Raw genomic sequence first — 25,740 nt, 5'->3', positions numbered from 1 at the left:
CGGTACAAAAATTCTGAATGGTTGACCGCAGGGGGTGCGCTTTCTAGAATCGCCCGACATTTTTGCCCGGAACTTACTTCCAGCCAATGTCGTCATCCATACGTAAGTCCGTCAATTCAGACACGTTGACCCGCTTGGCGCAAGCCATCGCGGTGGCTGTGTCCGCCACGCTGGCGGGCTGCTCCAGCCATGCTCCGCAGACTGAAGCGAGCCATACGCCGAACATTGCTGCGCGAGCCAAGCAGAAGCCGATCTGGCTGACTGAAAAGCCAAGCCCACAGGTGCCTCAGGACATCTGGGAGCGCATGCGCGGCGGTTTCCAGCTGCAGGACGGCCTGGGCGTGAACCCGCGCATCGAGCAACAGCGCCTGTGGTTTGCCAGCAACCCGTCCTTTCTCGAGAATGCCGGCGAACGCGGCAGCCTCTACATTCATTACATCGTCGAGCGTCTTGAAGAGCGCAACATGCCACTGGAACTGGCCCTGTTGCCAGTGATCGAGAGCGCCTACAACCCGATGGCCTATTCCCGGGCCGACGCGTCGGGCCTGTGGCAGTTCATCCCGTCCACCGGCCGCTACTACAACCTGCGCCAGACCCGTTTTTATGATGGCCGTCGCGATATCACCGCCTCGACCACCGCCGCGATGGATTACCTGACCCGTCTGCACGACATGTTCAACGGTGACTGGCTGCTGGCTCTGGCGGCTTACAACGCCGGTGAAGGCACCGTCAGCCGCGCCATCGAGCGCAACGAGAAGCTCGGCCTGCCCACCGACTACTGGAACCTGTCGTCGTTGCCGGCGGAAACCCAGGCCTACGTGCCAAAACTGCTGGCCTTGTCGCAAGTGGTGCTGGCCCCGGAAGCCTACGGGGTGAACCTCAACCCGATCGCCAACGAACCGTACTTCCAGGTCGTCGAAATCAACCAGCGCATGGACCTGTCCAAGGTCGCGGCAGTGGCCAACATCGACGAAGACGAACTGTTCCAGCTCAACCCGGCGTTCAAGCAACGCACCACCGTCGATGGCCCTCAGCATCTGCTGGTGCCGACGTCCAAGGCGCAACTGCTGACCGCCAGCCTGCAGACCATGCGGCCTGAAGAACTGATCAGTCCGCGTTCGCTGAAACCGGTGTTCGACGGCGCCGACCCAAGCGAAGTGGCGAAGCTCAAGCGCGCCTACCGGGTCAAACGCGGTGACAACCTCGGCTCCATCGCCAAGGCCAACAAGGTCGAAGTCAAGGATCTGCAGCGCTGGAACAAGCTGACTGGCAAGAACCTCAAGGTCGGCCAGACCCTGGTGATGCAGGACACCACCAAGCGCACCCCGGCGCGCAGCGGTGGCCGGGTCAACACGGTGATCGCCGCCAACAGCAAGACCAAAGGCAAGGCCGACAGCCAGCAGCAGACCCAGTACAAGGTCAAGCGTGGCGACACCCTGTACGTAGTGGCCAAGCGTTTCAACGTCGAGATGCAGCATCTCAAGCGCTGGAACCCGGGTGCCGGCAAGGCGTTGAAGCCTGGGCAGATGCTCACGGTTTACCAGCCGCACTGACAGAAGAGCCCCTGACATTCAGGGGCTTTTTTGGCTTTTGGCTCCCACAAAAGCAAAAGCAATAGAACACGATTAACAGCGCATTAAACCGCTGTCTTTTTCCTGTCCAGACAAGCTGTTACTGTACGGCCCACAAAGCCCAAGCCGCCTGGACCGGATCTGACTTGAAGCGTCCCCTCCTCCTGCTCCTGATCAGCCTGGCCTTGAGCTCACCCGCAAGCGCGACGATTACCGAAAGTCATGGTTATGCGCAGTTCGGCACGCTCAAGTACCCGGCCAGATTTACCCACTTCGACTGGGTCAACCCGCAAGCGCCCAAGGGCGGTACGTTGCGGGTGATGGCGTTCGGCACCTTCGACACGGTCAATCCGTACACCTTCAAGGGCACCAGCCCGGTCACTACACCGAACTTCCTGCAGTACGGCATCAACGAACTGAACGAACCGCTGATGGTCGGCACCGGCCAGTATTCGCCGTCTGGTGACGAGCCGGCGTCGAGCTATGGCCTGATCGCACAATCGGTGGAGTACAGCGAAGATCGCAGCTGGGTGGTGTTCAATCTGCGCCCCGAGGCGCACTTTCACGATGGCACGCCGATCACCGCCTACGACGTGGCGTTCTCCTATCGGTTACTGCTCAAGGAAGGACATCCGCTGTACCGTACCGCCCTGCAGGAAGTCTCACGCGTCGACATCCTCAACCCGCAACGCATTCGCTTCGTGATGAAGCGCTCGGGCAATCCGCTGCTGATCCTGCGTCTGGGCGAGCTGCCGGTGCTGCCACAACATTACTGGAAAGGTCGCGACTTCAAGGCCACCACCTTCGAACCGCCGCTGGGCAGCGGGCCGTACCGCATCACCTCGGTAACGCCAGGTCGCCAGTTGATCTTCGAGCGGGTCAAGGACTATTGGGGCAAGGACCTGGCCGTCAATCGCGGCAAGTACAACTTTGATCGCATGGAGGTCGAGTTCTACCGCGACAGCGACGTCGCCTTCGAAGCGTTCAAGGCCGGTGAATTCGACATCTACATCGAACATCAGGCAAAGAACTGGGCCAACGGCTACAACTTCCCGGCCGTGCGCCGTGGCGAAGTGATCAAGGCGCAGATCCCGCACCAGATCCCGACCCAGAGCCAGGGTCTGTTCATGGATACCCGCCGCGCAACGTTTTCCGATGTGAAGACTCGCGAGGCGCTGGGGCTGATGTTCGACTTCGAGTGGACCAATCGCGCGTTGTTCAGCGACGCCTACAAACGCACCACCAGTTATTACCCCAACAGCGAGTTTTGCGCGACGGGGCTCCCGGTCGGGCATGAATGGCTGATGCTCAAGCCGTACAAGGAGCAACTGCCGGCCAAGTTGTTCACCGAGCCGTTCACGTTGCCGCAAACCGACGGTCGCGGCATCCCGCGGGAAACCATGCGCAAGTCGCTGGCATTGCTCGCCGAAGCCGGCTGGAAACTCAACGGCCAGCGTCTGCAAAACGCCGCAGGACAGCCGCTGAGTTTCGAGTTGCTGCTGGTCAATCCGAACCTTGAACGGATCCTGCAGCCGTACATCGAGAACCTCAACAGCATCGGCGTCGATGCGCGCCTGCGCACGGTGGATCGCGCCCAGTACAAACAACGTCTGGACCAGTTCGATTTCGACATGATCCTGATGACGCTCAACCAGACCCTCAGCCCGGGCCTGGAGCAATGGCAGTACTTCCATTCCAGCCAGGTCGGGGTCAAGGGCAGCAAGAATTACGCCGGCATCGCCAACCCGGTGGTCGATCACCTGCTCGAACAACTGCTCGCCGCGCAAACCCGCGATGAACAGGTCGCCGCCGGCAAGGCGCTCGACCGCGTGCTGCTGTGGCAGCACTACAGCATTCCCAACTGGTACCTCAATTATCACCGACTGGCCTACCGCAACCGGTTGGCTTTCGTTACCACGCCGCCCTACACCCTGGGCCTGAGCGCGTGGTGGCTGAAATCTTCGGAGAACAATAAATGACGCCCATCCGCGCCCTGCTCGTGCAGGCCAGCGGCCTGCTGTTCGCCGGGCTGGCCTGCGCCGCCCCGCAACACGCCGTGACCCTGTACAACGAGCCGCCGAAATACCCGGCCGATTTCAAGCAGTTCGACTATGTGAACCCCGACGCGCCCAAGGGCGGGATCTTCCGTCAGGCCGGGTTCGGCGGCTTCGACAGCCTCAACCCGTTCATCAGCAAGGGTGTACCGGCCGATGACGTCGGGCAGATCTACGACACCCTGACCAAGCACAGCCTCGACGAACCGTTCACCGAATACGGCCTGATCGCCGCCAAAATCGAAAAAGCCCCGGACAACAGCTGGGTGCGCTTCTACCTGCGCCCGGAAGCACGTTTTCATGACGGCCACCCGGTGCGCGCCGAAGACGTGGTGTTCAGCTTCCAGACCCTGACCAAGGACGGCTCGCCGCTGTTTCGCGGCTACTACAGCGATGTCGAAGAGGCCATCGCCGAAGACCCGCTCAAGGTCCTGTTCAAGTTCAAGCACAACAACAATCGTGAGTTACCGCTGATTCTCGGGCAGTTGCCGGTGCTGCCGAAGCACTGGTGGGCCACTCGCGATTTCACCAAGGGCAACCTGGAGATTCCGCTGGGCAGCGGCCCCTACAAGGTCGCCGACGTGAAGGCTGGGCGCTCGGTGCGTTATGAGCGGGTCAAGGACTACTGGGGCAAGGACCTGCCGGTCAATCGCGGGTTCTACAACTTCGACGTGATGACCACCGATTACTACCGCGACAACACCGTCGCCGTCGAAGCGCTGAAGGCCGGCCAGTTCGATTACTGGCTGGAAATGACCGCGAAGAACTGGGCCAACGCCTACAACATTCCAGCGGTCACCGAAGGTCGCTTGATCAAGGAACAGATCGCCAACAGCAACCCGACCGGCATGCAGGGCTTTGTCTACAACCTGCGCCGCCCGGTGTTCCAGGATGTGCGCGTGCGTCAGGCGCTCGGCCTGCTGTTCGATTTCGAATGGACCAACAAACAACTGTTCAACAGTGCCTACTTTCGCACCCGCAGCTATTTCGAGAACTCGGAAATGGCCGCCACCGGCCTGCCGGACGCCGAACAACGGGCGATCCTCGAACCGTTTCGCAGCAAGCTCCCGGCCCAGGTGTTCAGCGAAGCGTTCGAGAACCCGAAGACCGACGCCAGCGGCATGATCCGCGCCCAGCAGCGTGAGGCCTATCAACTGCTGCAAGAAGCCGGCTGGAAGATCGTCGACGACAAAATGGTCGACGCCATGGGCAAACCGGTGGTCATTGAATTCCTGCTGGCGCAGACCGAATTCGAACGCGTGCTGTTGCCGTTCAAGCGCAACCTGGCCGACCTCGGCATCGATCTGGTGATCCGCCGCGTCGACGTTTCGCAGTACATCAACCGTGTGCGCTCGCGGGACTTCGACATGATCGTCGGCAGCTTCCCGCAATCCAACTCGCCGGGTAACGAGCAGCGCGAATTCTGGATGAGCGCCGCCGCCGACAAACCGAGCAGCCGCAACACCATGGGCCTGAAGGACCCGATCGTCGATCATCTGGTGGAAAACCTGATCAACGCCGATTCGCGCAACAGCCTGGTGGCCCATGCCCGGGCGCTGGATCGGGTGCTGCAATGGGGTTACTACGTGGTGCCCAACTGGCACATCAAAACCTGGCGCGTGGCCTACTGGAACCACATCGGTCACCCGAAAGTCTCGCCCAAATACGACATCGGGATTAACACCTGGTGGGTCAAGCCCGACGCGAAACCCGCCATAGAAGTCGAAACCAAACTGCAAGCCGACCCTGTGGGCACGGAGTAATCAGATGCTGGCGTATATTTTTCGGCGACTGTTGCTGATCATCCCGACCCTGTTCGGCATCCTGCTGATCAACTTCGTGATCATCCAGGCCGCGCCCGGCGGCCCGGTGGAGCAGATGATCGCCAAGCTCGAAGGCTTCGAGGGCGCCACCAGCCGCATCGCCGGTGGCGGTGCCGAGGTGTCGGTGGCCGGTTCCGCCTATCGCGGCGCGCAAGGCCTGGACCCGGCGCTGATCAAGGAAATCGAGCACATGTACGGGTTCGACAAGTCGGCCCCGGAACGCCTGTGGATCATGGTCAAGAACTACGCGAAGCTGGACTTCGGTGACAGCTTCTTCCGCGACGCCAAGGTCATCGACCTGATCAAGGAAAAGATGCCGGTCTCCATCTCGCTGGGGCTGTGGAGCACGCTGATCATGTACCTGGTGTCGATCCCGCTGGGGATCGCCAAGGCCACGCGGCATGGCAGTCACTTCGACGTCTGGACCAGTTCGGCGATCATCATCGGTTATGCGATTCCGGCGTTCCTGTTTGCGATCCTGCTGATCGTGGTGTTTGCCGGCGGCAGTTATCTGGACTGGTTCCCGTTGCGCGGGCTGACCTCGAACAACTTCGATGAGCTGAGCCTGGGCGGCAAGGTCCTCGACTACTTCTGGCACCTGGCGCTGCCGGTGACGGCGCTGGTGATCGGCAACTTCGCAACCATGACCCTGCTGACCAAAAACAGCTTCCTCGACGAGATCAACAAACAGTACGTAGTCACCGCCAAGGCCAAGGGCCTGACGCGCAATCGCGTGCTTTACGGCCACGTGTTCCGCAACGCCATGCTGCTGGTGATTGCCGGTTTCCCATCGGCGTTCATCGGCATTTTCTTCACCGGCTCGTTGCTGGTGGAAGTGATCTTTTCCCTCGACGGGCTCGGCCTGATGAGTTTCGAAGCGGCGATCAATCGCGATTACCCGGTGGTGTTCGGCACCCTGTTCATCTTCACCCTGCTGGGGCTGGTGGTGAAACTGATCGGCGACCTCACCTACACCCTGGTCGATCCGCGCATCGACTTCGCCAGCCGGGAGCATTGAGATGAACCTGTCCCCTCTCAACCGCCGCCGGTTCGAACTGTTCAAGGCCAACAAGCGTGGCTGGTGGTCGCTGTGGCTGTTCCTGATCCTGTTCGGCCTGAGCCTGGGCGCCGAGCTGATCGCCAACGACAAACCGCTGGTGGTGCACTACGACAACAACTGGTACTTCCCGGCGATCAAGCGCTACCCGGAAACCACCTTCGGCGGCGAATTCCCGCTGGAAGCCAACTACAAGAGTCCGTACATCCGCGAACTGCTCAAGGCCAAGGATGCGTGGGTCTTGTGGGCGCCGATTCCCTACAGCTACCAGAGCATCAACTACGACCTGAAAGTCCCGGCACCCGCGCCACCCTCGGCAGACAATCTGCTGGGCACTGACGATCAGGGCCGTGACGTACTGGCACGGGTGATCTATGGCTTCCGTATTTCGGTCCTGTTCGCCCTGACGTTGACGGTATTGAGTTCGATCATCGGCGTGATCGCCGGGGCCTTGCAGGGTTTCTATGGCGGCTGGGTCGATCTGGCCGGGCAGCGTTTTCTGGAGATCTGGTCGGGGTTGCCGGTGCTGTACCTGCTGATCATCCTCGCCAGCTTCGTCCAGCCAAATTTCTGGTGGCTGTTGGGGATCATGCTGCTGTTCTCGTGGATGAGCCTGGTCGATGTGGTGCGCGCCGAGTTCCTGCGTGGGCGCAACCTCGAATACGTGCGCGCCGCACGGGCGCTGGGTATGCGCAACGGCGCGATCATGTTCCGCCACATCCTGCCTAACGCGATGGTCTCGACCATGACCTTCATGCCGTTCATCCTCACTGGCGCCATCGGCACCCTCACCGCTTTGGACTTCCTCGGCTTCGGCTTGCCGGCCGGCAGTCCGTCGCTGGGTGAACTGGTGGCTCAGGGCAAATCCAACCTGCAAGCGCCGTGGCTGGGCATGAGCGCGTTCGCCGTGCTGGCCCTGATGTTGAGCCTGCTGGTGTTTATCGGCGAGTCCGCTCGCGATGCCTTCGACCCGAGGAAGTGAAATGAATCAGGACAATCTGATCGAAGTGCGCGACCTGGCCGTCGAATTCGGTTTCGGCGAGCGCGTGCATCGCGTGGTCGAAGGCGTGAGTTTCGACATCAAACGCGGCGAAACCCTGGCGCTGGTCGGCGAGTCCGGCTCGGGCAAATCGGTGACTGCGCACTCGATCCTGCGTTTGCTGCCCTACCCGATGGCCCGGCATCCGGCCGGCAGCATCAATTACGCCGGGCAGAATCTGCTGGGGCTGAGCGAGAAAACCATCCGCCACATCCGTGGCAACCGGATCGCGATGATCTTTCAGGAGCCGATGACCTCGCTCAACCCGCTGCACTCGATCGAGAAGCAGATCAACGAGATCCTCGGCATCCACAAGGGTCTGAGCGGCAAAGTCGCGACCAAGCGCACGCTGGAGCTGCTGGAGATGGTCGGCATCCCCGAGCCGCACAAGCGCCTAAAGGCCCTGCCCCACGAATTGTCCGGCGGCCAGCGCCAGCGGGTGATGATCGCCATGGCGCTGGCCAACGAGCCGGAACTGCTGATCGCCGATGAACCGACCACTGCGCTGGACGTGACCGTTCAGCTGAAAATCCTCGATTTGCTCAAGGAACTTCAGGCTCGATTGGGCATGTCGCTGTTACTGATCAGTCACGATTTGAACCTGGTGCGAAGAATTGCGCATCGCGTATGTGTCATGCAGCGCGGTTGCATCGTCGAACAGGCATCGTGCGAAGAGCTGTTCCGTTCGCCGCAGCATCCGTACACTCGGGAATTGCTCGGCGCGGAGCCCAGCGGAGGCCCGGCGAGCAATAAAATCGGCGCGCCGCTGCTTGAAGTCGAGAACCTGAAAGTCTGGTTCCCGATCAAGAAAGGCCTGCTCAAGCGCACGGTGGATCACGTCAAGGCCGTGGACGGCATCAACTTCAGCCTGCCTCAGGGTCAGACCCTGGGGATTGTGGGGGAAAGCGGTTCCGGTAAATCCACGCTGGGTCTGGCGATTTTGCGGTTGATCGGCAGCAAAGGCGCGATCCGCTTTGAGGGTAAGCAGCTAGACTGCCTGACGCAGAATGAGGTTCGCCCGTTGCGTCGGGAGATGCAGGTGGTGTTTCAGGACCCGTTTGGCAGCCTGAGCCCACGGATGTGCGTGAGCGACATCGTTGGCGAAGGCCTGCGGATTCACAAGATGGGCACCGCAGCCGAACAGGAAGCGGCGATCATTGCGGCATTGAAGGAGGTAGGTCTGGATCCGGAAACCCGGCACCGCTACCCCCACGAGTTTTCCGGTGGGCAACGGCAACGTATCGCCATTGCCCGGGCTTTGGTGCTGAAACCGGCGCTGATCCTGCTGGACGAGCCGACCTCGGCGCTCGACCGGACGGTGCAGCGGCAAGTGGTGGAGCTGTTGCGTTCACTGCAAGCCAAGTACAACCTGACGTATTTGTTCATCAGCCATGACCTGGCTGTCGTCAAAGCGCTGAGCCACCAGTTGATGGTGGTCAAGCATGGCCAAGTGGTCGAACAGGGAGACGCGCAAGAAATCTTTGCCGCCCCTAAACATCCGTATACACAGCAGTTGCTGGAAGCCGCTTTTTTGGCACCAGCCACTGCGCAATAACCTGAAAGAGGAGCAACACATGGGTTTTCTCGCCGGTAAGCGCGTACTGATCGTCGGTGTCGCCAGCAAGCTGTCCATCGCATCCGGCATCGCTGCCGCCATGCATCGCGAGGGCGCTGAGCTTGCCTTCACTTATCAGAACGACAAACTCAAAGGTCGTGTTGAAGAATTCGCCCAAGGCTGGGGTTCGAGCCCTGAGCTGTGCTTCCCGTGCGATGTGGCCAGCGATGAAGAAATCGCCAAGGTCTTCGAAGCACTGAGCAAGAAGTGGGACGGCCTGGACTGCATCGTGCACTCCGTTGGTTTCGCCCCGGGCGACCAACTGGACGGCGACTTCACCGAAGCCACCACCCGTGACGGTTTCCGCATCGCTCACGACATCAGCGCCTACAGCTTCGTGGCCCTGGCCAAGGCGGGTCGCGAAATGATGAAAGGCCGCAATGGCAGCCTGCTGACCCTGTCGTACCTGGGCGCCGAGCGCACCATGCCGAACTACAACGTCATGGGCATGGCCAAGGCTTCGCTGGAAGCTGGCGTACGTTACCTGGCCGGCTCCCTGGGCCCGGACGGCACCCGCGTCAACTGCGTATCGGCTGGCCCGATCCGTACCCTGGCAGCGTCGGGCATCAAGAACTTCCGCAAGATGCTGGCCGCCAACGAAGCGCAAACCCCGCTGCGTCGCAACGTCACCATCGACGAAGTCGGCAATGCCGGCGCCTTCCTGTGCTCCGACCTGGCGTCGGGCATCAGCGGTGAAATCATGTACGTGGACGGCGGCTTCAACACCACCGCCATGGGCAACATCGAAGAGTAATCTTCGCTTAGCCAATAAAAAACCCGCCCATTGGCGGGTTTTTTATTGCCTGCAATTTCTTGAACACCCGATAAACCTGTGGGAGTGGGCTTGCTCACGAAGAGGCCGGCACATTCAACATCGATTTCGCCTGCCCGGACGCCTTCGCGAGCAAGCCCGCTCTCACGGGGTCTTGTGCCGTACCTGGACTTTGTAACACCCGACAAACCTGTGGGAGTGGGCTTGCTCACGAAGAGGCCGGAACATTCAACATTGATTTCGCCTGACCGGACGCCTTCGCGAGCAGGCTCGCTCCCACGGGATTTTGTGCCGTACCTGGATTTTATGAGCGCCCGACAAACCTGTGGGAGTGGGCTTGCTCACGAAGAGGCCAGTACATTCAACATTGATTTCGCCTGACCGGACGCCTTCGCGAGCAGGCTCGCTCCCACGGGGTCTTGTGCCGTACCTGGACTTTGTAACACCCGATAAACCTGTGGGAGTGGACTTGCTCACGAAGAGGCCGGCACATTCAACATCGATTTCGCCTGCCCGGACGCCTTCGCGAGCAGGCTCGCTCCCACGGGGTTCTGTGCCGTACCTGGATTTTGTGAACACCCGAAAAACCTGTGGGAGTGGGCTTGCTCACGAAGAGGCCAGTACATTCAACATTGATTTCGCCTGACCGGACGCCTTCGCGAGCAAGCTCGCTCCCACGGGGTTCTGTGCCGTACCTGGATTTTGTGAACACCCGACAAACCTGTGGGAGTGGGCTTGCTCACGAAGAGGCCAGTACATTCAACATTGATTTCGCCTGACCGGACGCCTTCGCGAGCAAGCCCGCTCCCACAGGGTTTGGTGTCGTGCGCAAATGATCGGCATGCCATTGATCAATGTGGGAGCGAGCCTGCTCGCGAACGCGGTGTGTCAGCCAACACGCCGGCAACTGACAGATTGCTTTCGCGAACAGGCTCGCGCCCGCTGGGGTTGGCCCTGGACGTGGGTCAGGCCAGTTCCAGTTCGCGCTCCTCTTGCACTGGTACGGCCTCAAACCGATCTGCCAGAAACGGCGTGATGTCCAGGGGCAGAGCTTCGTGATTGACCAGTTTGTCCAGTAGCACCCCGGTAATCGCCGAGGTCAGGATGCCCGTGCGGAAGTGCCCGCAGGCATTCAGATAGCCCTCCACCCCACGCATCGGTCCGAGTATCGGCAGCTCATCCGGCGACCCCGGACGCAGACCGGCCCAGGTGCGTTTGAGATTGACGTCCTTGAGTTCCGGCAGGCAGCGCACTGCGCCCTGCACCAGTCCGGCGATTTCCGGATAGGTGGTGGTGACGTCGAAGCCTTTGTCCTCGGTGGTGCTGCCGATCAGGATTTCACCGTTGTCCTTTTGCGCCACGTAGCAATCGCTGGTGGTCAGGCAGCCGTTGAGGATCTTCGGCATGCGCTCGGTCAGCAGGATCTGGCCCTTGACCGGTTTCACCGGAATGCGCACCCCGGTGGCCCACTCGCTCAGGTCCGCCGCCCACGCACCGCCGGCGTTGATCAGGGTCTTGCAGTGGAACACGCCCTCCTCGGCCGTCTGCACACCGGTCACACGGGTGCCGTGGTGCAACACGCCGGTGACGTTGGTGTTGACGTAAATGTCTACGCCATTTTGCCGCGCGCCTTCCATGTAGGCATCGGCGAGGCGGAACGGGCTGACCTGGTGATCGCAGAGGAACTCCAGCGCACCACGGGCCTCGTGGCTGACGCTCGGCTCGGCTTCGCGCAGCGCCGCCTGATCAAGCCAGCGCACCTGATCGGCGAGGTGCGGAATGCAGCCGACGATGTGCTCGGCGTAGAGCCGGTCTTCGTCGTCATAGATGACGAATTTCAGCCCGGTCTTTTCGAACTTGAAATCCATGCCGTGATTGTCTTTCAGCTCACGGTGCAACGCCGGGTACAGCGCGTTGGACTGCAAGGCGAAATCGAAGAACGACTCCGGCAGGATGTGCGGCGTACTGGCATCCACTGCCACGGCCGCACCCTGGGTTTCGCGCTTGCGATTGGCCGACATCATGCGGAAGAAAATCACCCCGCACCCCAGCCCCACCGACTCGCCGATGGCCCATAAACCACCCGCCGACGCACGGGTCGCATTGCCCGGGCGTTTGGCGTCGATCAGCGCGACCTTGAGGCCTTGGCGCTTGGACAATTGATAGGCGCAGGACGCCCCGATCACACCGCCGCCGGCAATGATCACGTCATAGAACTTACTCATGGGAAGCGGCCTCCGTGCCGACGGACTGGAACGCGGAAAAAGGAATCGGATCGATCGGGAAACGCGGGCGCAACCAGCCGACGTCCTTGCGCCCGGTGGCTTGGCGCAGGCGGTCGCTGCAATAGCCGACGCACATCCGCCCCTGACAATCGCCCATGCTCACCCGGGTACGCATCTTCAGGCTGGCGATGTCCTGCACGCCCTGCTCCAGCGCCAGATCGATGTCGGCGCGAGTGGCATGCTCACAGCGGCAGATCACTGTGTCAGCGGCCGGCAGCGCAGTCTGGCCGACACCGCGTTCGGTGTAGCGGTCCACTGCCGCGCGGAAACGCACGATGGTTTTCAGCTTGCTCAGGAATCGGTCGCGACGCACCCGCGCCAGATCTTCTTCGATAATCTCGCGCTGGAGCAGGATCGAAGTCGCGGCGATCTTGCCGGCGAGCATCGCCGCTTCACCGCCGCGAATCCCGCCCATGTCGCCGGCCAGGTGCACGTGCGGCTCGTTGCTTTGCTGCCAGATATTCGAATTGGCGCGCAGGTAACCGTCGTCACTGAAGCCGTGATCCAGGCCCATTTGCTGACTGAGCTGGGTGCGCGGAATGAAGCCGTAGCCGACGGCGAGGGTCTTGGCTTCGAAGCGCTCGATGCGCGTCAGATCCGGCTCCCAGGTGGCCGAGTACGGTGCCACCGAGACGCTTTTCAGCTCACCGTCGCCGTGCGCTTCGACCACACCCCAGCCGTAGTTCATCGCGATGCCGTGCAGTTTCAGATAGGCGAGCATGCTCAGGCCATCGAGGAACAGCTGTGGTTTGTTCAGCAGCGCCAGGCTTTCGCGGGCAATCTTGCCGAACGCGCAGGCTTCATACACGCCCGCGACCTTGACGCCGGACGCATGCAACTGGGTCGCCACCAACGGCAGCAGCGGCCCGGTACCGGCGATGATCACCGGCCCCTGCGGTTTGACCACGCCACTTTTGATTTGCAGTTGCAGGCCGCCGAGCATGATCACTCCCGGCAGTGTCCAGCCGGGGAACGGCACGCTGCGCTCATGACAACCGGCAGCCAGCAACAGCTGCGGGTAGCCAATCTCGTGCAGTTGCTCGTCACCATCGAGCACCACCAGCGCCCGGGTGCCTTCGGCGCCAACCACGCGGTGGTTCAGGCGCACGTCGATCAGAGCGGCGTGTTCCTGGAAATCACCGTGCAGTTTGCCCAGCGCCTCGGAGTAGCGTGGCCCCAGATAGTCGAGCTGCACACCGTCGCGCAACGGCCCGCGATAGACCACACCGCCAAGGCGCGATGCTTCTTCGAGCAACGTGCAGCGCACTCCGTGGCGCGCCAGTTCGATGGCTGCCGCCATCCCCGCCGGGCCGCCGCCGACAATCACCGGTTGCTGGCTCATACGACCTCCTGCGCAGCAACGCGATTGACCTGGGTTTCGATCTGCATGCCGTCACGCACGACGGTCTGGCAGGCACGGCGCTTGTGGCGACCGTTGATTTTCACCAGGCAGCACTGGCACACGCCCATGCCGCAGTAGGCACCGCTGATCTGGTCATGATCATTGCGCGCGATCTGGCGCACGCCGATGGACTGGATGACGCTGAGGACGGTTTCGCCGATGGCGGCAGTCACCGCTTGGCCGTTGATGTGGACGGTCATATCCGCCTGGGTCAGGGGCTGGATATCGAAGGTTCTTTCTAGGCAGTGCATTGCAATGTTCATCCGTGAATGTTCGGTTGAGGTTGTGTCAGCTCCTTGCTGCACTACACCGTGTCGACTTTTATTGCTTTGATTGGGGCGTCGGCGCGGGTACTTCGTCAGCGCAACGAGATGCGCGTGAAGCACTGTAGTTCATACCTCAGCAAAGGCCTGGATCATTTACGTTAGGCGAAATGACCGAACGAAATATTGATCCAGGCCAGTGAAAGCGGTCGGATTGTTCAACGATCTCAGTTGGAGAAGACGAACTGCCCCTTGATCTTTTTCGAGCCCATGAAACCGAGGTCGGGAAACAGCAGGTTTTTCACCCAGGCCACGAAAAACACCATGGCCAGCGTGATGACCGCACCGACGATGACCGACACCGGGTCTTCGGCGTAATCCTTGAACAGCCGTGGCAACTGGCTGATCGAAAGCAGCATGTACACGGTGTAGGTCTGCGCCGAGTTGCGGTAAAAACCCCAGGCGAACAGCAGCGGCACACCGCCACCGAGCAATCCGAGGAAGATCGCAAAACCACTGCTGATGGTCAGCCCCAGAAGATAGCCGCCCAGCAGCCCGATCAACGCCTGCACGTAAATCAGCCCCAACAACACTTTGATCTTGCCGGCATGACGCTCAAGCAATTGCGGATCCGGGCGGGAGCCGATCCAGTAAGCCAGCACCTTGTCCTTGACCGCACCACCTGCCAGCGCCTGGAAGGTCTCGGTTTTCGAGCGCCCCGCCTCAAGCATCTGCATGGCCTGACGTTTGATTTCCTTCTTGTCCAACGTACTTTTCCTTAAATAGAGGGCTCGCGGTATGAAGCGCAGCGCTTCAGCCGCCGATTCTCGCCTTGTTGGACTGCAGAAAGCAAAAAGCCGCTTCCACCGTGAAGTGGAAGCGGCCGAGGCAATCGCCTCAGAGGGATCAGTGTACGAACAGGGCGATCAGGATGATGATCGGGATCGGCACGCCGAGGAAAAACAGCAGTAATGAGCGCATGGTGATTCTCCTTGCTTAACGGACTGGAGGCAGCGTGGTGGTAGTGGTGGCGTAGGTGTCGACTTCTACGTACTCGACCGCATCCCGGCGACGACCGCCGAAGGTAGCGGCGAGGCTGGCGAAGAACGCACCGGCAAGCAGCGCGATGAACATCCACAACGAAGTCCAGGCAGCGACTTTGGCAGCGGTGTCGGCAGCCTGTTGGGCTTTGACTTTGGCGTCGGCAATGGCTTTCTGGGTGCGGGCATAGACTTCATCGACACGACGTTCGGCGTCGGCCTGACTCAGGTTGGTCCGTTGGGCGACCAGTTGCGCGAGATAGGTACGGTCTTCAGGGCTGAGTTGGCCGTTGGCCAGGCTCTGGGCGAAGATCCGGGTCACGGCGCCATGGGCGGCGTCATCGCTGACGGATGCCGGGCGATCATCGCGGAACAGGCTGTCGACGAAGTAACCGTACTGGTCGCTGCTGGTGTTCGCAGCAGCGGTACCGGCCGCTTGAGTCACGGCAGCTGCGGCGCCACCGGCCACACTGGCACCGGCCTGCACACCGCCACTGATCACACTGCTGACCGAGCCGACCACCAGCACCGCGGTCACCAGCGTGGCCACGCACCAGGCAAGGAAACCATGGGCGGTATCACGGAAATACACTTCATCACCGTGCATGTTGGCCCACTTCACCCGCAGGCGACCGGCAATGTAGCCGCCAAGGCCCGACGCGATGATTTGCGTCGCCGCCAGCCAGACAATCGTCGAAATCCCCAGGCTCTTGGCGCTGACGCCCTCCCCGGCCCAGGGTGAAACGGCAGAAAATCCCAAACCGAAGCCGAGCAGCACCAAAATCATCGACAGTGCTGCGGCCGCCGCTGCGCCCGCGAAAATCGCGCCCCAGGACACGCCTGACACGTTGCTCGATTCTCCTTCGAAGGCAGGATAAAACCCATCAGAGGATCTATTCATTGTTGTAGTGCTCCAGGCATGAAAAATGGTGTTACAACTCGTCATCAGAGGAATTGCAGCGACCGTGCCATCTATCAACTTTAAATAAATCGTTATTTTTCAACAGGTTAAAAAGACTGAACTTCTAGAATCATTGCAATTTGCAACAAAGCACTGAAAGCAGCGGGTTTTATGCACTGGCACAAGGCGAGTCATTTGCGCTTGTAGCTTTTGTTTCCGCTTGGCGTCAGGCAATACACGCCGCCACGCGGCCCGGTGCAAAATGAGCCGGTACCGCAGGTGCAGCCATCATCGCTTTGCAGAAATTGCTGTGAGCGCGCTTGGCCCTTGATTCCGAACATTGCCGCGCAACTCTTTTTCGAGCCACTGATGGAGCCGTCGTTGCACAAAAACAGATCGCCGTCGCAGCGATCGATGCCGCCCTTCTTCCCGGAACACGGTGTGTTGCCGGCCAGGGTTGCAGTGCTCAGCAGCATCAGCAACAAACCGGTGATCGGCATCCAGCCGCGGCGAATCGAAGTACGCACGGAACCACTCCTGTCGAAAATTATGGCCAGATGATATCAATGATCGCGGAAATAATTCCGCAGCCTTGGCAAATCGCAGCTAAAACATGAAAGTTAATTTAAAGCGTCACGGAAAATACTTGGCAAAATGCTGCCATTCCGTTTGAACCGATCAAGGCCTGCCCTATGACTCGTATTTTGACCATCGAAGACGACGCCGTGACTGCCCGTGAAATCGTCGCCGAACTCAGCAGCCACGGCCTGGAGGTGGACTGGGTCGACAATGGCCGCGAAGGCCTGGACCGTGCCGTCAGCGGCAACTACGACCTGATCACCCTCGATCGCATGCTGCCCGAACTCGATGGCCTGGCCATCGTCACCACCCTGCGCACCATGGGCGTGGCCACGCCAATTCTGATGATCAGCGCGCTCTCCGATGTCGATGAACGTGTGCGTGGCCTGCGCGCTGGCGGTGATGACTACCTGACCAAGCCGTTCGCCACCGACGAAATGGCGGCGCGCGTGGAAGTGCTGCTGCGCCGCCAGAACAGCGTCGCCACTCAGGCCACCACGCTGCAGGTCGCCGACCTCGAACTGGACTTGATCAGCCACGAAGCGCGCCGCGCCGAACAGGTGCTGACGCTGCTGCCGACCGAATACAAGCTGCTGGAATTCCTCATGCGCAACAGCGGACAGATTCTGTCGCGGATGATGATTTTCGAAGAAGTCTGGGGTTATCACTTCGACCCGGGCACCAACCTGATCGACGTGCACATCGGTCGTCTGCGCAAGAAGATCGACGCGGCGGGCAATGTTCCGCTGATTCGCACGGTACGGGGCTCGGGTTATGTCATTGCCGAACCCGTCTGACGGCTGGCGTTCCTCCAGCAGCCGTTTGCTGGCGCTGTACAGTTCACTGTTCGTGGCGTGGAGCGCGATCCTCATGGGGGTCATGTATTTCGAGGTCTCCGGTTACCTCGACAACCTCGCCAAGCATTCGTTGATGCAGCGTCAGCATCTGTTTTCGCACTTTCGCGGTGAGCAACTGGAAGAAGCGCTCGCCGCCAGCATGACCTTCGACATCCGCGGCATCGACGCCTATGGCCTGTTCGACGCCCAGGGCGTGTACCTCGGCGGTGCGCTGCAGCAACTGCCCGAAGGCCTGCCGCTGGACGGCAAGATCCACACCCTGGATGACTGCGCTGACTCCGACGACCCGACCCTGCCCGCCGACAGTTGCGACGCGGTGGCGACCCAGACCCGTGACGGTCGCTGGCTGGTGTTGCTGCGCGACAACGGTTCGCTGTTCGCAGTGACGCGGATCATTCTGCATGCGTTGTTCTGGGGCGTGTCGCTGACGATTCTGCCGGGGATTGCCGGTTGGCATCTGCTGCGCCGCCGACCGATGCGCCGCATCCGGGCCATTCAGGACAGCGCTCAGGCGATTGTCGCCGGCGACCTGACCCACCGTTTGCCGCTGTCCAATCGCCGCGATGAACTGGACATGCTCGCCGCCATCGTCAACGCCATGCTTGATCGCATCGAACGGCTGATGCATGAAGTCAAAGGTGTGTGCGACAACATCGCCCACGACTTGCGCACGCCGCTGACGCGTTTGCGCGCGCAGTTGTACCGCATGCAGCAACAGGCGGGCGAAGGCTCACAGGAAGCCGCGCAACTGGATCTGGTGTTGGCCGAGGCGGATACGTTAATGGCGCGGTTTCGCGGGTTGCTGCGGATTTCCGAGCTGGAAGACCGCCAGCGCCGCTCAGGGTTTATCGAACTCGATCCGGTGCAGTTGCTGGAAGAGTTGCATGAGTTTTACCTGCCGCTCGCCGAGGAAGGCGAACTGCTGTTCGTGTTGAACATGCCGGAAACCCTGCCACGCCTGAACGGTGACCGGGCGCTGCTGTTCGAGGCGCTGGCGAATCTGTTGAGCAACTCGATCAAGTTCACCCCGACTGGCGGGACTGTGATCTTGCGTGGCGTGAATAACGGCGGGCATACGCGGATCGAGGTCCACGATTCCGGGCCGGGGATTCCCGAAGCCGAGCGTGAGGCAGTGTTCCAGCGTTTTTATCGGGCCGAAGGTGGACAACCGCAAAGTGGCTTTGGCCTGGGACTGTCGATTGTCGCGGCGATTGTCAGCCTGCATGGCTTCAATCTTGAGGTGGGCAGCAGTGAGCTGGGGGGCGCGAAACTGGTGCTGGATTGTCGGCAGAGTTTGATCGCCAATACCTGACAGGACATGGCCCCCCTATGGGAATCGTCGCACCGCCGCTCCCATAGGGGGATCTTTGTCACCTCACGCGGGGTAGTTCGCCCGCAGCGCCTCAAGACCACCCTGGTAGATGCCGCTGAACAACGCCACCACTTCCTCATCGCTCACGCCTTTGGCGGTAAAACGCCCCGACCACGTCACGCGAGCGCCCTGTCCATGGCTTTCAACCTTGAGGGTCGCCAGATAGTCAGTGGCCGGAAACGGCGCCTGTTCAATCGAATAGCTGTAGGCCTTCGCTGCGTTGTCGAACGCTTGCAGACGCTCGATCACTACGCCGCCATCGGCGGTTTGCAGGGTGCGCACGCGCCCGCCTTCGCTCAGTTCACTCTTGGGAATGAACGGCAGCCAGTCCGGCAGCGTGTTGAAGCCGCCGATCAATTGCCAGACCTGATCGGCCGAGGCCGGGATGTCGATGGTTGCAGATGCAGTTGCCATAAATAAACGTTGCTCCAGAAAGATTCGGGGTCAGATCGCCATGCTGTCGACGACGCCGCCATCGACCCGCAGGGCCGCGCCGGTGGTGGCCGAAGACAGCGGCGAAGCGATGTAGGTAACCAGATGCGCGACTTCTTCGACATCGGCCACGCGCTGGATGATCGAGGTCGGGCGGGCCTTTTGTACAAAGGCGTCAGCCTCATCACGCAGGCTGCGCCCGGACTCGGCCGCAGCGCCTTTGAGCATCTGCTCCAGACCATCGGTGAAGGTCGGCCCCGGCAGAATGGCATTGACCGTGACGCCAGTGCCGGCCAGCCGTTTGGCCAGACCATGGGACACCGCAAGGTTAGCGCTTTTGGTCACGCCATAGTTGAGCATGTCGGCCGGCGTCGCCACACCGGATTCAGAAGACAGGAAAATCACCCGGCCCCAGCCCTGCTCGACCATCGCCGGCACGTAATGCCGCGACAGGCGCACACCGGAAATCACGTTGACCTCGTAGAAACGTGTCCACTCGCTGTCCGGGGTATCGAAGAAATCCACCGCGTCGAAGATCCCGAGGTTGTTCACCAGAATGTCTGCGCGCGGTTCGGCGGCGAAGAGTTTTTCAGCGCCTTCGGCGGTGCCCAGATCGGCCGTAAGACCGCGCAACTGTGCACCTGGCACCTTCTGCCGAATGCTCGCCAGTGCCTGTTCGACCTTGGCCGTTTCGCGACCGATCACCACTACGGTGGCGCCGGCCTCTGCCAGCGACTGACTGATGCCCAGACCAATGCCGGCGGTGCTGCCGCTGACGATTGCGAGTTTTCCACTCAGATCGATTTTCATGCTTTCACCTCATCGATTGGCAACGGTGCACGTTCGGACACCAGTTTTGCGTCGCGCAGGGCCTGCCAGAAACCGGCCGGAATCGTGGCCGACAATGCTGCGACATCTTCAGCAATGCGCCCCGGCTTGCTCGCACCGGGAATCACCGCTGCCACTGCCGGGTTGGCCAGCGAAAATTGCAGGGCGGCGGCTTTTACATCGACGTTAAACGTAGCGGCGATGCGTTTGATCTGCTCGACCTTGGCGATGATCTGCGGGCTGGCCTTCTGGTATTCGAAGTGCGCGCCGCCGGCCAGGATCCCCGAGCTGTAAGGGCCGCCGACCACGATCTCGACGTTCTGCGCCAGCGCCGCGTCCATCAGACGTTGTAGCGCACGCTCGTGATCAAGCAAGGTGTAGCGCCCGGCGAGCAGGAAGCCATCGGGCTGCGCTTCCGCAAGGTCGAGGGTCAATTCGCACGGCTCGACCTTGTTCACACCCAAACCCCAGCCCTTGATCACGCCTTCCTCGCGCAGGCGGGTGAGGACTTTGAAGGCCCCGGTGCGGGCCTGATTGAAGTACTCCAGCCACTGATCGCCGTAGAAATCCTGAGCGATGTCGTGAACCCAGACGATGTCCAGGCGATCGGTCTGCAGGCGTTTGAGGCTGTCTTCGATCGAGCGCAGCGTGGCGTCGGCGCTGTAATCGTTGACGATCTTGTTCGGCCGACCGTGTTCGAACACCCCGCTTTTTTCGCCCAGGTCGCGGGCGGCGGCGTCCTCGACTTCATCGAGAATCACCCGGCCGACTTTGCTGCTCAATACGTAGTCATCGCGGTGGTATTGCTTGAGCGCCTCGCCCAAGCGGATTTCCGACAGGCCCGAGCCGTAGAACGGCGCGGTGTCGAAGTAGCGTACGCCGGCGTCCCACGCGGCGTGCACGGTGGCTTGCGCTTCGTCTTCAGGGATGGCGCGGAACATGTTGCCCAGTGGCGCAGTGCCGAAGCCCAGTTGGCCAGGCAGTTTGTCTTTCAAACTCATTGAGGAGTCCTCGTAGGTGTCTGGGTCTGTGTGACCGTTGGGCAGATCCTAGATTGCGGCGCCGAGACCGTCCAAGACATAATGTGCAGCACTTGAGTCCCTATAGGTCTTACATGATCGACATCCGCCAATTGCGCTACTTCGTCGCCGTCGCCGAAGAAGAACACGTCGGCCGCGCCGCCGAACGGCTGCACATTTCCCAATCGCCACTGAGCCGGCAGATCGCCCAGCTCGAAGAGCGCCTGGGCCTGACGCTGTTCGAACGCAGTCAACAGCGCATCCGCCTGACTCGCGATGGTCAGACTTTCCTCGCCGAAACTCGCGCCCTTCTGACTCACGCCAGTCGCCTGGAATCCCTCGGCAAACGCCTGGGCCGCGGTGAAGAAGGCGGCCTGTGCATCGGCTACAGCGAGAACGCCATGCACGCCGGGGTGTTGCCCAATGCGCTGCGGGTGTTGCGGGTCGATCGGCCGAATGTGCATGTCGCGCTGTACAACCTGAGCGCCGCTGAGCAACTCGAAGGCCTGCGTCAGCGTAGTCTCGATATCGCCCTGGTGAGTGAGCCGCCGACCGATGACGATCCGGACCTTTTGGGCTTTCAGGTGCTGGACGATCCGATGCTGCTGGCGCTCCCCGAACAGCATCCACTGGCCCGGCTGGCGGTGCTGCGTCCGGCGGATCTGGCCGATCAGGAGTGGATCGGCGTGCAATCGCGTCAGGGCGCAGGCGACGAGTTTGTCAGTGCCTGCATCCGCGCCGGGTTCACTCCGGATGTGCGCATGCAGGCCACCGAACCATTCACCGCGTTGGGGCTGGTGGCGTCAGGGCTGGGGATCGCGATGATTCAGAAGGGCCTGAGCCACAACGCACCACCCGGTGTGATCCTGCGCGAAGTGCCGTGGCTGGCGTTCACCACACCGCTGTGGGCGGCGTGGCACCGGATCAATTTGCGGCCGTTGGTGGAGACCTTTCGCAAAGTCCTGACCGCCCCCGCAGACCAGCACACACTCCCCTGCAGGAATGAGCCTGCTCGCGATGGCGCCGACACATCCAACATCATCAGCGACTGACACACCGCCTTCGCGAGCAAGCCCGCTCCCACAAGGGCCGGTGCTGTGCCAGTACCCCTGACACCACCCAATTAAAACGGTGGGAGCGGGCTTGCTCGCGAAGAGGCCATGTCAGCCACCCCATATGCTGACTGACACTCTGCCTTCGCGAGCAAGCCCGCACCACACATGGGGCCGGCGCTGTGCCAGTGACACTGACACCACTCGATTAAAACAGTGGGAGCGGGCTTGCTCGCGAAGAGGCCATATCAGCCACCGCATATGCTGACTGACACTCTGCCTTCGCGAGCAAGCCCGCTCCCACATGGGGCCGGCGCTGTGCCAGTGACACTGACACTGACACCACTCGATTAAAACAGTGGGAGCGGGCTTGCTCGCGAAGAGGCCACATCAGCCACCGCATATGCTGACTGACACACCGCTTTCGCGAGCAGGCTCGCTCCCACATGGGGCCGGTGCTGTGCCAGTGACACTGTCACCACTCGATTAAAACAGTGGGAGCGGGCTTGCTCGCGAAGAGGCCATGTCAGCCACCGCATATGCTGACTGACACTCTGCCTTCGCGAGCAAGCCCGCTCCCACGGGTACAGCGCTGCCGCTGGCGATCTACACTCAGGGGACGAGCGATCTGCCGTGAGGTGCCCATGAAGATGTCTGCGCAAATGATCGTGGTCGCGGTGCTCGCCACCCTCGCCTACCTGGGCCTTGCGGTGTGGGGCATTGGCGGGCCGGCGGTATTCTTTGCCCACGGGGCGCTGGTGGTGATTGCGCTGGCAACCGTGCTGATGGTGGTGGCGTCACTGTTCACCGATGTGAACATGAGCTCCGGCGAGCGTGAGGATCGCGCCAATCGTTGGGTGATTCCGGCGTTCGCGGTGATCGGGTTGGTCAGCGGTTTTCTGCCGGCGTATTGCGACCGCGTCGACTTCTGGACCTTCGGCGCCGAAGGTGTGCGCTGGCTCGGTGCCTTGCTGTTTATCGTCGGTGGTGCGCTACGACTGTGGCCGGTGTTTGTGCTGGGCCGGCGGTTCAGCGGGCTGGTGGCGATTCAACCGGGCCATCGCCTGGTCACTGAAGGCATTTACAGACGCCTGCGCAATCCGAGCTATCTGGGGCTGGTGGTCAACGCGATGGGCTGGGCGCTGGCGTTTCGTTCCAGCGTCGGGTTGATTCTGGCGGCGCTGACACTGATCCCGCTGATCGCCCGCATCCACTCGGAAGAGGCACTGCTGCGTGGCCAGTTCGGCGCTGAGTACGATGCCTATTGCGCGCGCAGCTGGCGGTTATTGCCGGGGGTTTACTGACCTGAGGTCACCGCAAATCCCTGTGGGAGCGAGCCTGCTCCCACACGGGCTGTTTTGAGTCAGCTTTTTTGCAGGTGCAATTGACCTTTGCCGTCGACGGTAACGCTGAGCGCTTCGTAACTGCCGACGGTCGCATGGCTGGTTTCGAGGGGATGCTGGTGCGTCGTGGTGATGATCATCAGCGCTGCGCCCGCCGCTTCTGCTGCCTGGATGCCAACGGTGGCGTCTTCGAAAATCAGGCAGTCGCCAGGTTCGACCCCAAGGCGCTTCGCCGCCAGGCGATAACCGGCCGGATCAGGTTTACCGGCGCTCACATCCTCAGCAGTGATCATCACCGCAGGCTCGGCAATCCCCGCCGCCGCCATCCGGCGCAAGGCCAGATCCCGTGGCGCCGACGTCACCATGGCCCAGCGCCCGGCGGGCAGGCTGGCGAGAAACGCGGCAGCGCCGGGAATCTGCACAATCCCTTGCACGTCGTCGATTTCCGCCTGGGCAATGAACGCCGCTTGAGCCTCGGCGTCCACTCCCGGCAGGTTCAGGCGGCGGATGGTGTCGATGGCGCGCACACCGTGGATGGTCGGCAGAAACGTCTCGACATCAACCCCGTGGCGCTCTGCCCACGCGGCCCAGACCCGCTCGGCAGCGGCGATGGAGTTGAGGACGGTGCCGTCCATGTCGAACAGGAACGCGTCGAACGCGCGGTCGAAGACGTTATCGTGAGCAGACACAAGGTCGCATCCTTTGACAAGACTTGGCAGATTGGCCGGGCAATGTAGCATTTTTGCCCGGCGATTCGACCTGCCACTTCAGTGCAGGCGCGGAGCCTTGGACTTGAACGCGCTGTCCACGCAGTCGAGCAACTGGCCGATGGCCCAGGGCTTCTTGATAAACGCCACCGGATGCTTGACCCCGGACGTCTCCGGGGTTTCATAACCGGACATGACCATCACCGGTTTGTCCGGCCAGCGCTCGCCGACCAGATTGGCCAGCCCAGCGCCGTTGATTTCACCGGGCATGGTGATGTCGGTCAGCAACAAAGCCACCTCGGGCGCGTGCTCTTCCAGATACAGCTTGGCGTCATCCGCGCTGGTCCGCGGTTCGACCACAAAACCTTCCTCCTGAAGAATTTCGCAGAGAAACTCCAGAATCAACGGATCGTCCTCAACCACTAGAATCAACCCGCCAGGAAGGTGCGCGCTCGACGTCGGTATTGGACTCATGAACTGGCACTCCCTGAATTGCATTAACGATTTAGCGGCTCGAATCCGCTGCTTATCTGGTATGAGCAGCGCGACCTGCATAAATTCATTTTTGATACAGGTCTTTTCTTAACAGTGCTGAGCGGCCTTGGGCGACAGGCGTTCGCCAAGCGGTTTTTGTGGTTAAAATGCCGGCCCTTTTGCTTGCCGACCATGACTGATGAACCCTGAAGCCCTCGCCACCCTCCGCGCCCATCTGCTGCCTGCACTCGTCGCGGCACCGAGCGAAACCCGCCGCCTGTTCCATGGGCGCGGACGTTGCTGGCCGGGGCTGGAGCAACTGACAGTGGACTGGCTGCAAGGCGTGGTGCTGGTCTCACTGTTCAAGGAACCAGCGCCGGAGCAGCTCGAGGCGCTCAAGCAATTGCTGCTCGACATCAGCACCTCGGCGCAGTGGCAACAGTGCGGCGCCCACACTTTGCTGCTGCAACATCGCTACTTGCCGCAAAGCACCGCCGAATGGCTGCTGGGGGATGAAATCGACGAGATGAGCATTGTCGAGGGCGGCTTGCAGTACCGCGTCGATCTCGGTCGCAAGCAGAACGCCGGGCTGTTTCTCGACATGCGCTACGGGCGCAACTGGGTCCGCGAGCAGGCGGCTGGCAAACGGGTGCTTAACCTGTTTGCCTACACCTGCGGCTTTTCCGTGGCCGCGATCGAAGGCGGCGCCAGCCATGTGGTCAATCTGGACATGTCCCGCGCCGCCCTCAGCCGTGGCCGCGACAATCATCGCTTGAACGGGCATGACCTGAGCAAGGTGAGTTTTCTCGGCCACGACCTGTTCAAGTCCTGGGGCAAGGTGATCAACAGCGGCCCGTACGACCTGGTGATCATCGACCCGCCGTCGTTCCAGAAAGGCAGTTTCCTGCTGACCAAGGATTACCAGCGGGTGCTGCGTCGCCTGCCGGAATTGCTGACGCCACAAGGCTCGGTGCTGGCGTGCATGAATGACCCCTCGTTCGGTTCGGACTTTCTGATTGATGGCGTGACTCAGGAAGCGCCCAGCTTGCGCTTCGAGCAGCGGCTGGAGAATCCGCCGGAGTTTGCGGATGTTGATCCGCAGAGTGGCCTTAAAGCGCTGGTCTTCAAACGCACGGAATGACCTGACCCCCCGATAACCCATGTGGGAGCGAGCCTGCTCGCGAATGCGGTGTGTCAGCCAGGATTTCAACTGACAGAACGCTTTCGCGAGCAGGCTCGCTCCCACAAGGGGAAT

24 protein-coding genes are annotated in these 25,740 nt (G+C 61.2%); 13 read left to right on the top strand and 11 right to left on the bottom strand.

The features are described 5' to 3' along the window. Nucleotides 1-86: 86 nt before the first annotated feature. The 7 genes from U862_RS0103320 to fabI all read left to right on the top strand — a co-directional run bounded on the left by U862_RS0103320 (nt 87) and on the right by fabI (nt 9,913). Nucleotides 87-1,553 (top strand): LysM peptidoglycan-binding domain-containing protein, encoded by a 1,467-nt coding sequence (locus U862_RS0103320; RefSeq protein WP_025109091.1) that lies wholly within the window; start codon nt 87-89, stop codon nt 1,551-1,553. 164 nt (nt 1,554-1,717) lie between these two features. Beyond that, nucleotides 1,718-3,550 carry an extracellular solute-binding protein gene (locus U862_RS0103315; protein WP_025109090.1) on the top strand — a complete coding sequence of 611 codons (1,833 nt, stop codon included), beginning with the start codon at nt 1,718-1,720 and terminating at the stop codon, nt 3,548-3,550. Next, on the top strand, nt 3,547-5,388 hold the full coding sequence (locus U862_RS0103310; protein WP_025109089.1) for an extracellular solute-binding protein: 1,842 nt from the start codon (nt 3,547-3,549) through the stop codon (nt 5,386-5,388). The genes U862_RS0103315 and U862_RS0103310 overlap by 4 nt, the downstream gene beginning before the upstream one ends. A 4-nt stretch (nt 5,389-5,392) precedes the next feature. Then, complete coding sequence (locus U862_RS0103305) at nt 5,393-6,466, top strand: microcin C ABC transporter permease YejB (protein ID WP_025109088.1); 1,074 nt, start codon at nt 5,393-5,395, stop codon at nt 6,464-6,466. 1 nt (nt 6,467) lies between these two features. Then, nucleotides 6,468-7,487, top strand: a complete 1,020-nt coding sequence (locus U862_RS0103300) for an ABC transporter permease (protein WP_025109087.1) — start codon at nt 6,468-6,470, stop codon at nt 7,485-7,487. Between the two features lies 1 nt (nt 7,488). Continuing rightward, the gene (locus U862_RS0103295) at nt 7,489-9,099 is read left to right on the top strand and encodes an ABC transporter ATP-binding protein (RefSeq protein WP_025109086.1); all 1,611 of its coding nucleotides are present in this window, start codon (nt 7,489-7,491) and stop codon (nt 9,097-9,099) included. 19 nt (nt 9,100-9,118) lie between these two features. After that, a complete protein-coding gene (gene fabI / locus U862_RS0103290; protein ID WP_007910591.1) occupies nt 9,119-9,913 on the top strand; it encodes an enoyl-ACP reductase FabI in 795 nt (264 codons plus the stop codon). 983 nt (nt 9,914-10,896) lie between these two features. Here fabI and hcnC read toward each other — a convergent pair. The 4 genes from hcnC to U862_RS0103270 all read right to left on the bottom strand — a co-directional run bounded on the left by hcnC (nt 10,897) and on the right by U862_RS0103270 (nt 14,648). Next, nucleotides 10,897-12,156: a cyanide-forming glycine dehydrogenase subunit HcnC gene (gene hcnC, locus U862_RS0103285; RefSeq protein ID WP_025109085.1), complete on the bottom strand. Its 1,260-nt coding sequence runs from the start codon at nt 12,154-12,156 to the stop codon at nt 10,897-10,899. Continuing rightward, entirely contained in the window at nt 12,149-13,558 is a 1,410-nt protein-coding gene (gene hcnB, locus U862_RS0103280; RefSeq protein WP_025109084.1) for a cyanide-forming glycine dehydrogenase subunit HcnB, read from the bottom strand. Before hcnB ends, hcnC begins: the two co-directional genes overlap by 8 nt. Further along, on the bottom strand, nt 13,555-13,869 hold the full coding sequence (locus U862_RS0103275; protein WP_025109083.1) for a (2Fe-2S)-binding protein: 315 nt from the start codon (nt 13,867-13,869) through the stop codon (nt 13,555-13,557). Before U862_RS0103275 ends, hcnB begins: the two co-directional genes overlap by 4 nt. Before the next feature lie 239 nt (nt 13,870-14,108). Next, nucleotides 14,109-14,648, bottom strand: a complete 540-nt coding sequence (locus U862_RS0103270) for a hypothetical protein (RefSeq protein ID WP_025109082.1) — start codon at nt 14,646-14,648, stop codon at nt 14,109-14,111. 31 nt (nt 14,649-14,679) lie between these two features. On the opposite strand from U862_RS0103270, the gene U862_RS30740 reads away from it, so the two are divergent. After that, nucleotides 14,680-14,853, top strand: coding sequence for a hypothetical protein (locus U862_RS30740; protein ID WP_157836051.1), 174 nt, complete (start codon nt 14,680-14,682; stop codon nt 14,851-14,853). Nucleotides 14,854-14,877: 24 nt separating this feature from the next. On the opposite strand, the gene U862_RS0103260 is transcribed toward U862_RS30740, so the two are convergent. Beyond that, the gene (locus U862_RS0103260; RefSeq protein ID WP_025109081.1) at nt 14,878-15,822 is read right to left on the bottom strand and encodes a hypothetical protein; all 945 of its coding nucleotides are present in this window, start codon (nt 15,820-15,822) and stop codon (nt 14,878-14,880) included. Nucleotides 15,823-16,013: 191 nt separating this feature from the next. Continuing rightward, nucleotides 16,014-16,349 carry a hypothetical protein gene (locus U862_RS0103255; RefSeq protein WP_025109080.1) on the bottom strand — a complete coding sequence of 112 codons (336 nt, stop codon included), beginning with the start codon at nt 16,347-16,349 and terminating at the stop codon, nt 16,014-16,016. A 165-nt stretch (nt 16,350-16,514) separates the two neighbouring features. Here U862_RS0103255 and U862_RS0103250 point away from each other — a divergent pair, with 165 nt between their 5' ends. Both U862_RS0103250 and U862_RS0103245 read left to right on the top strand, forming a co-directional pair. Next, nucleotides 16,515-17,198, top strand: coding sequence for a response regulator transcription factor (locus U862_RS0103250; RefSeq protein ID WP_003223938.1), 684 nt, complete (start codon nt 16,515-16,517; stop codon nt 17,196-17,198). Continuing rightward, nucleotides 17,176-18,570, top strand: a complete 1,395-nt coding sequence (locus tag U862_RS0103245) for a HAMP domain-containing sensor histidine kinase (RefSeq protein ID WP_025109079.1) — start codon at nt 17,176-17,178, stop codon at nt 18,568-18,570. The genes U862_RS0103250 and U862_RS0103245 overlap by 23 nt, the downstream gene beginning before the upstream one ends. A 63-nt stretch (nt 18,571-18,633) precedes the next feature. On the opposite strand, the gene U862_RS0103240 is transcribed toward U862_RS0103245, so the two are convergent. The 3 genes from U862_RS0103240 to U862_RS0103230 are packed head-to-tail and all read right to left on the bottom strand — an operon-like array spanning nt 18,634 to nt 20,891. Further along, nucleotides 18,634-19,044, bottom strand: coding sequence for an SRPBCC family protein (locus tag U862_RS0103240; protein WP_025109078.1), 411 nt, complete (start codon nt 19,042-19,044; stop codon nt 18,634-18,636). A 30-nt stretch (nt 19,045-19,074) separates the two neighbouring features. Then, nucleotides 19,075-19,872: an SDR family NAD(P)-dependent oxidoreductase gene (locus U862_RS0103235; RefSeq protein WP_025109077.1), complete on the bottom strand. Its 798-nt coding sequence runs from the start codon at nt 19,870-19,872 to the stop codon at nt 19,075-19,077. Further along, nucleotides 19,869-20,891: an aldo/keto reductase gene (locus U862_RS0103230; RefSeq protein WP_025109076.1), complete on the bottom strand. Its 1,023-nt coding sequence runs from the start codon at nt 20,889-20,891 to the stop codon at nt 19,869-19,871. Before U862_RS0103230 ends, U862_RS0103235 begins: the two co-directional genes overlap by 4 nt. A gap of 113 nt (nt 20,892-21,004) precedes the next feature. On the opposite strand from U862_RS0103230, the gene U862_RS0103225 reads away from it, so the two are divergent. Next, the gene (locus U862_RS0103225; RefSeq protein WP_025109075.1) at nt 21,005-21,961 is read left to right on the top strand and encodes a LysR substrate-binding domain-containing protein; all 957 of its coding nucleotides are present in this window, start codon (nt 21,005-21,007) and stop codon (nt 21,959-21,961) included. Nucleotides 21,962-22,605: 644 nt separating this feature from the next. Then, a complete protein-coding gene (locus tag U862_RS0103220) occupies nt 22,606-23,265 on the top strand; it encodes an isoprenylcysteine carboxylmethyltransferase family protein (protein ID WP_025109074.1) in 660 nt (219 codons plus the stop codon). 59 nt (nt 23,266-23,324) lie between these two features. Here the strand turns inward: U862_RS0103220 and U862_RS0103215 are convergent, their stop codons facing one another. Together U862_RS0103215 and U862_RS0103210 are read right to left on the bottom strand one after the other, a co-directional pair. After that, entirely contained in the window at nt 23,325-23,993 is a 669-nt protein-coding gene (locus U862_RS0103215) for an HAD-IA family hydrolase (protein WP_025109073.1), read from the bottom strand. Nucleotides 23,994-24,071: 78 nt separating this feature from the next. After that, nucleotides 24,072-24,485, bottom strand: coding sequence for a response regulator (locus U862_RS0103210; protein WP_025109072.1), 414 nt, complete (start codon nt 24,483-24,485; stop codon nt 24,072-24,074). Nucleotides 24,486-24,684: 199 nt separating this feature from the next. Here U862_RS0103210 and U862_RS0103205 point away from each other — a divergent pair, with 199 nt between their 5' ends. Further along, on the top strand, nt 24,685-25,626 hold the full coding sequence (locus U862_RS0103205) for a class I SAM-dependent methyltransferase (RefSeq protein ID WP_025109071.1): 942 nt from the start codon (nt 24,685-24,687) through the stop codon (nt 25,624-25,626). The last annotated feature ends 114 nt before the right edge of the window (nt 25,627-25,740 follow it).

The sequence above is a fragment of the Pseudomonas sp. H1h genome, from assembly GCF_000633255.1.
GTDB lineage: Bacteria > Pseudomonadota > Gammaproteobacteria > Pseudomonadales > Pseudomonadaceae > Aquipseudomonas.
The sequence above is the reverse complement of the archived record's forward strand: the minus strand, read 5'-3'. Positions and strand labels throughout refer to the sequence as shown.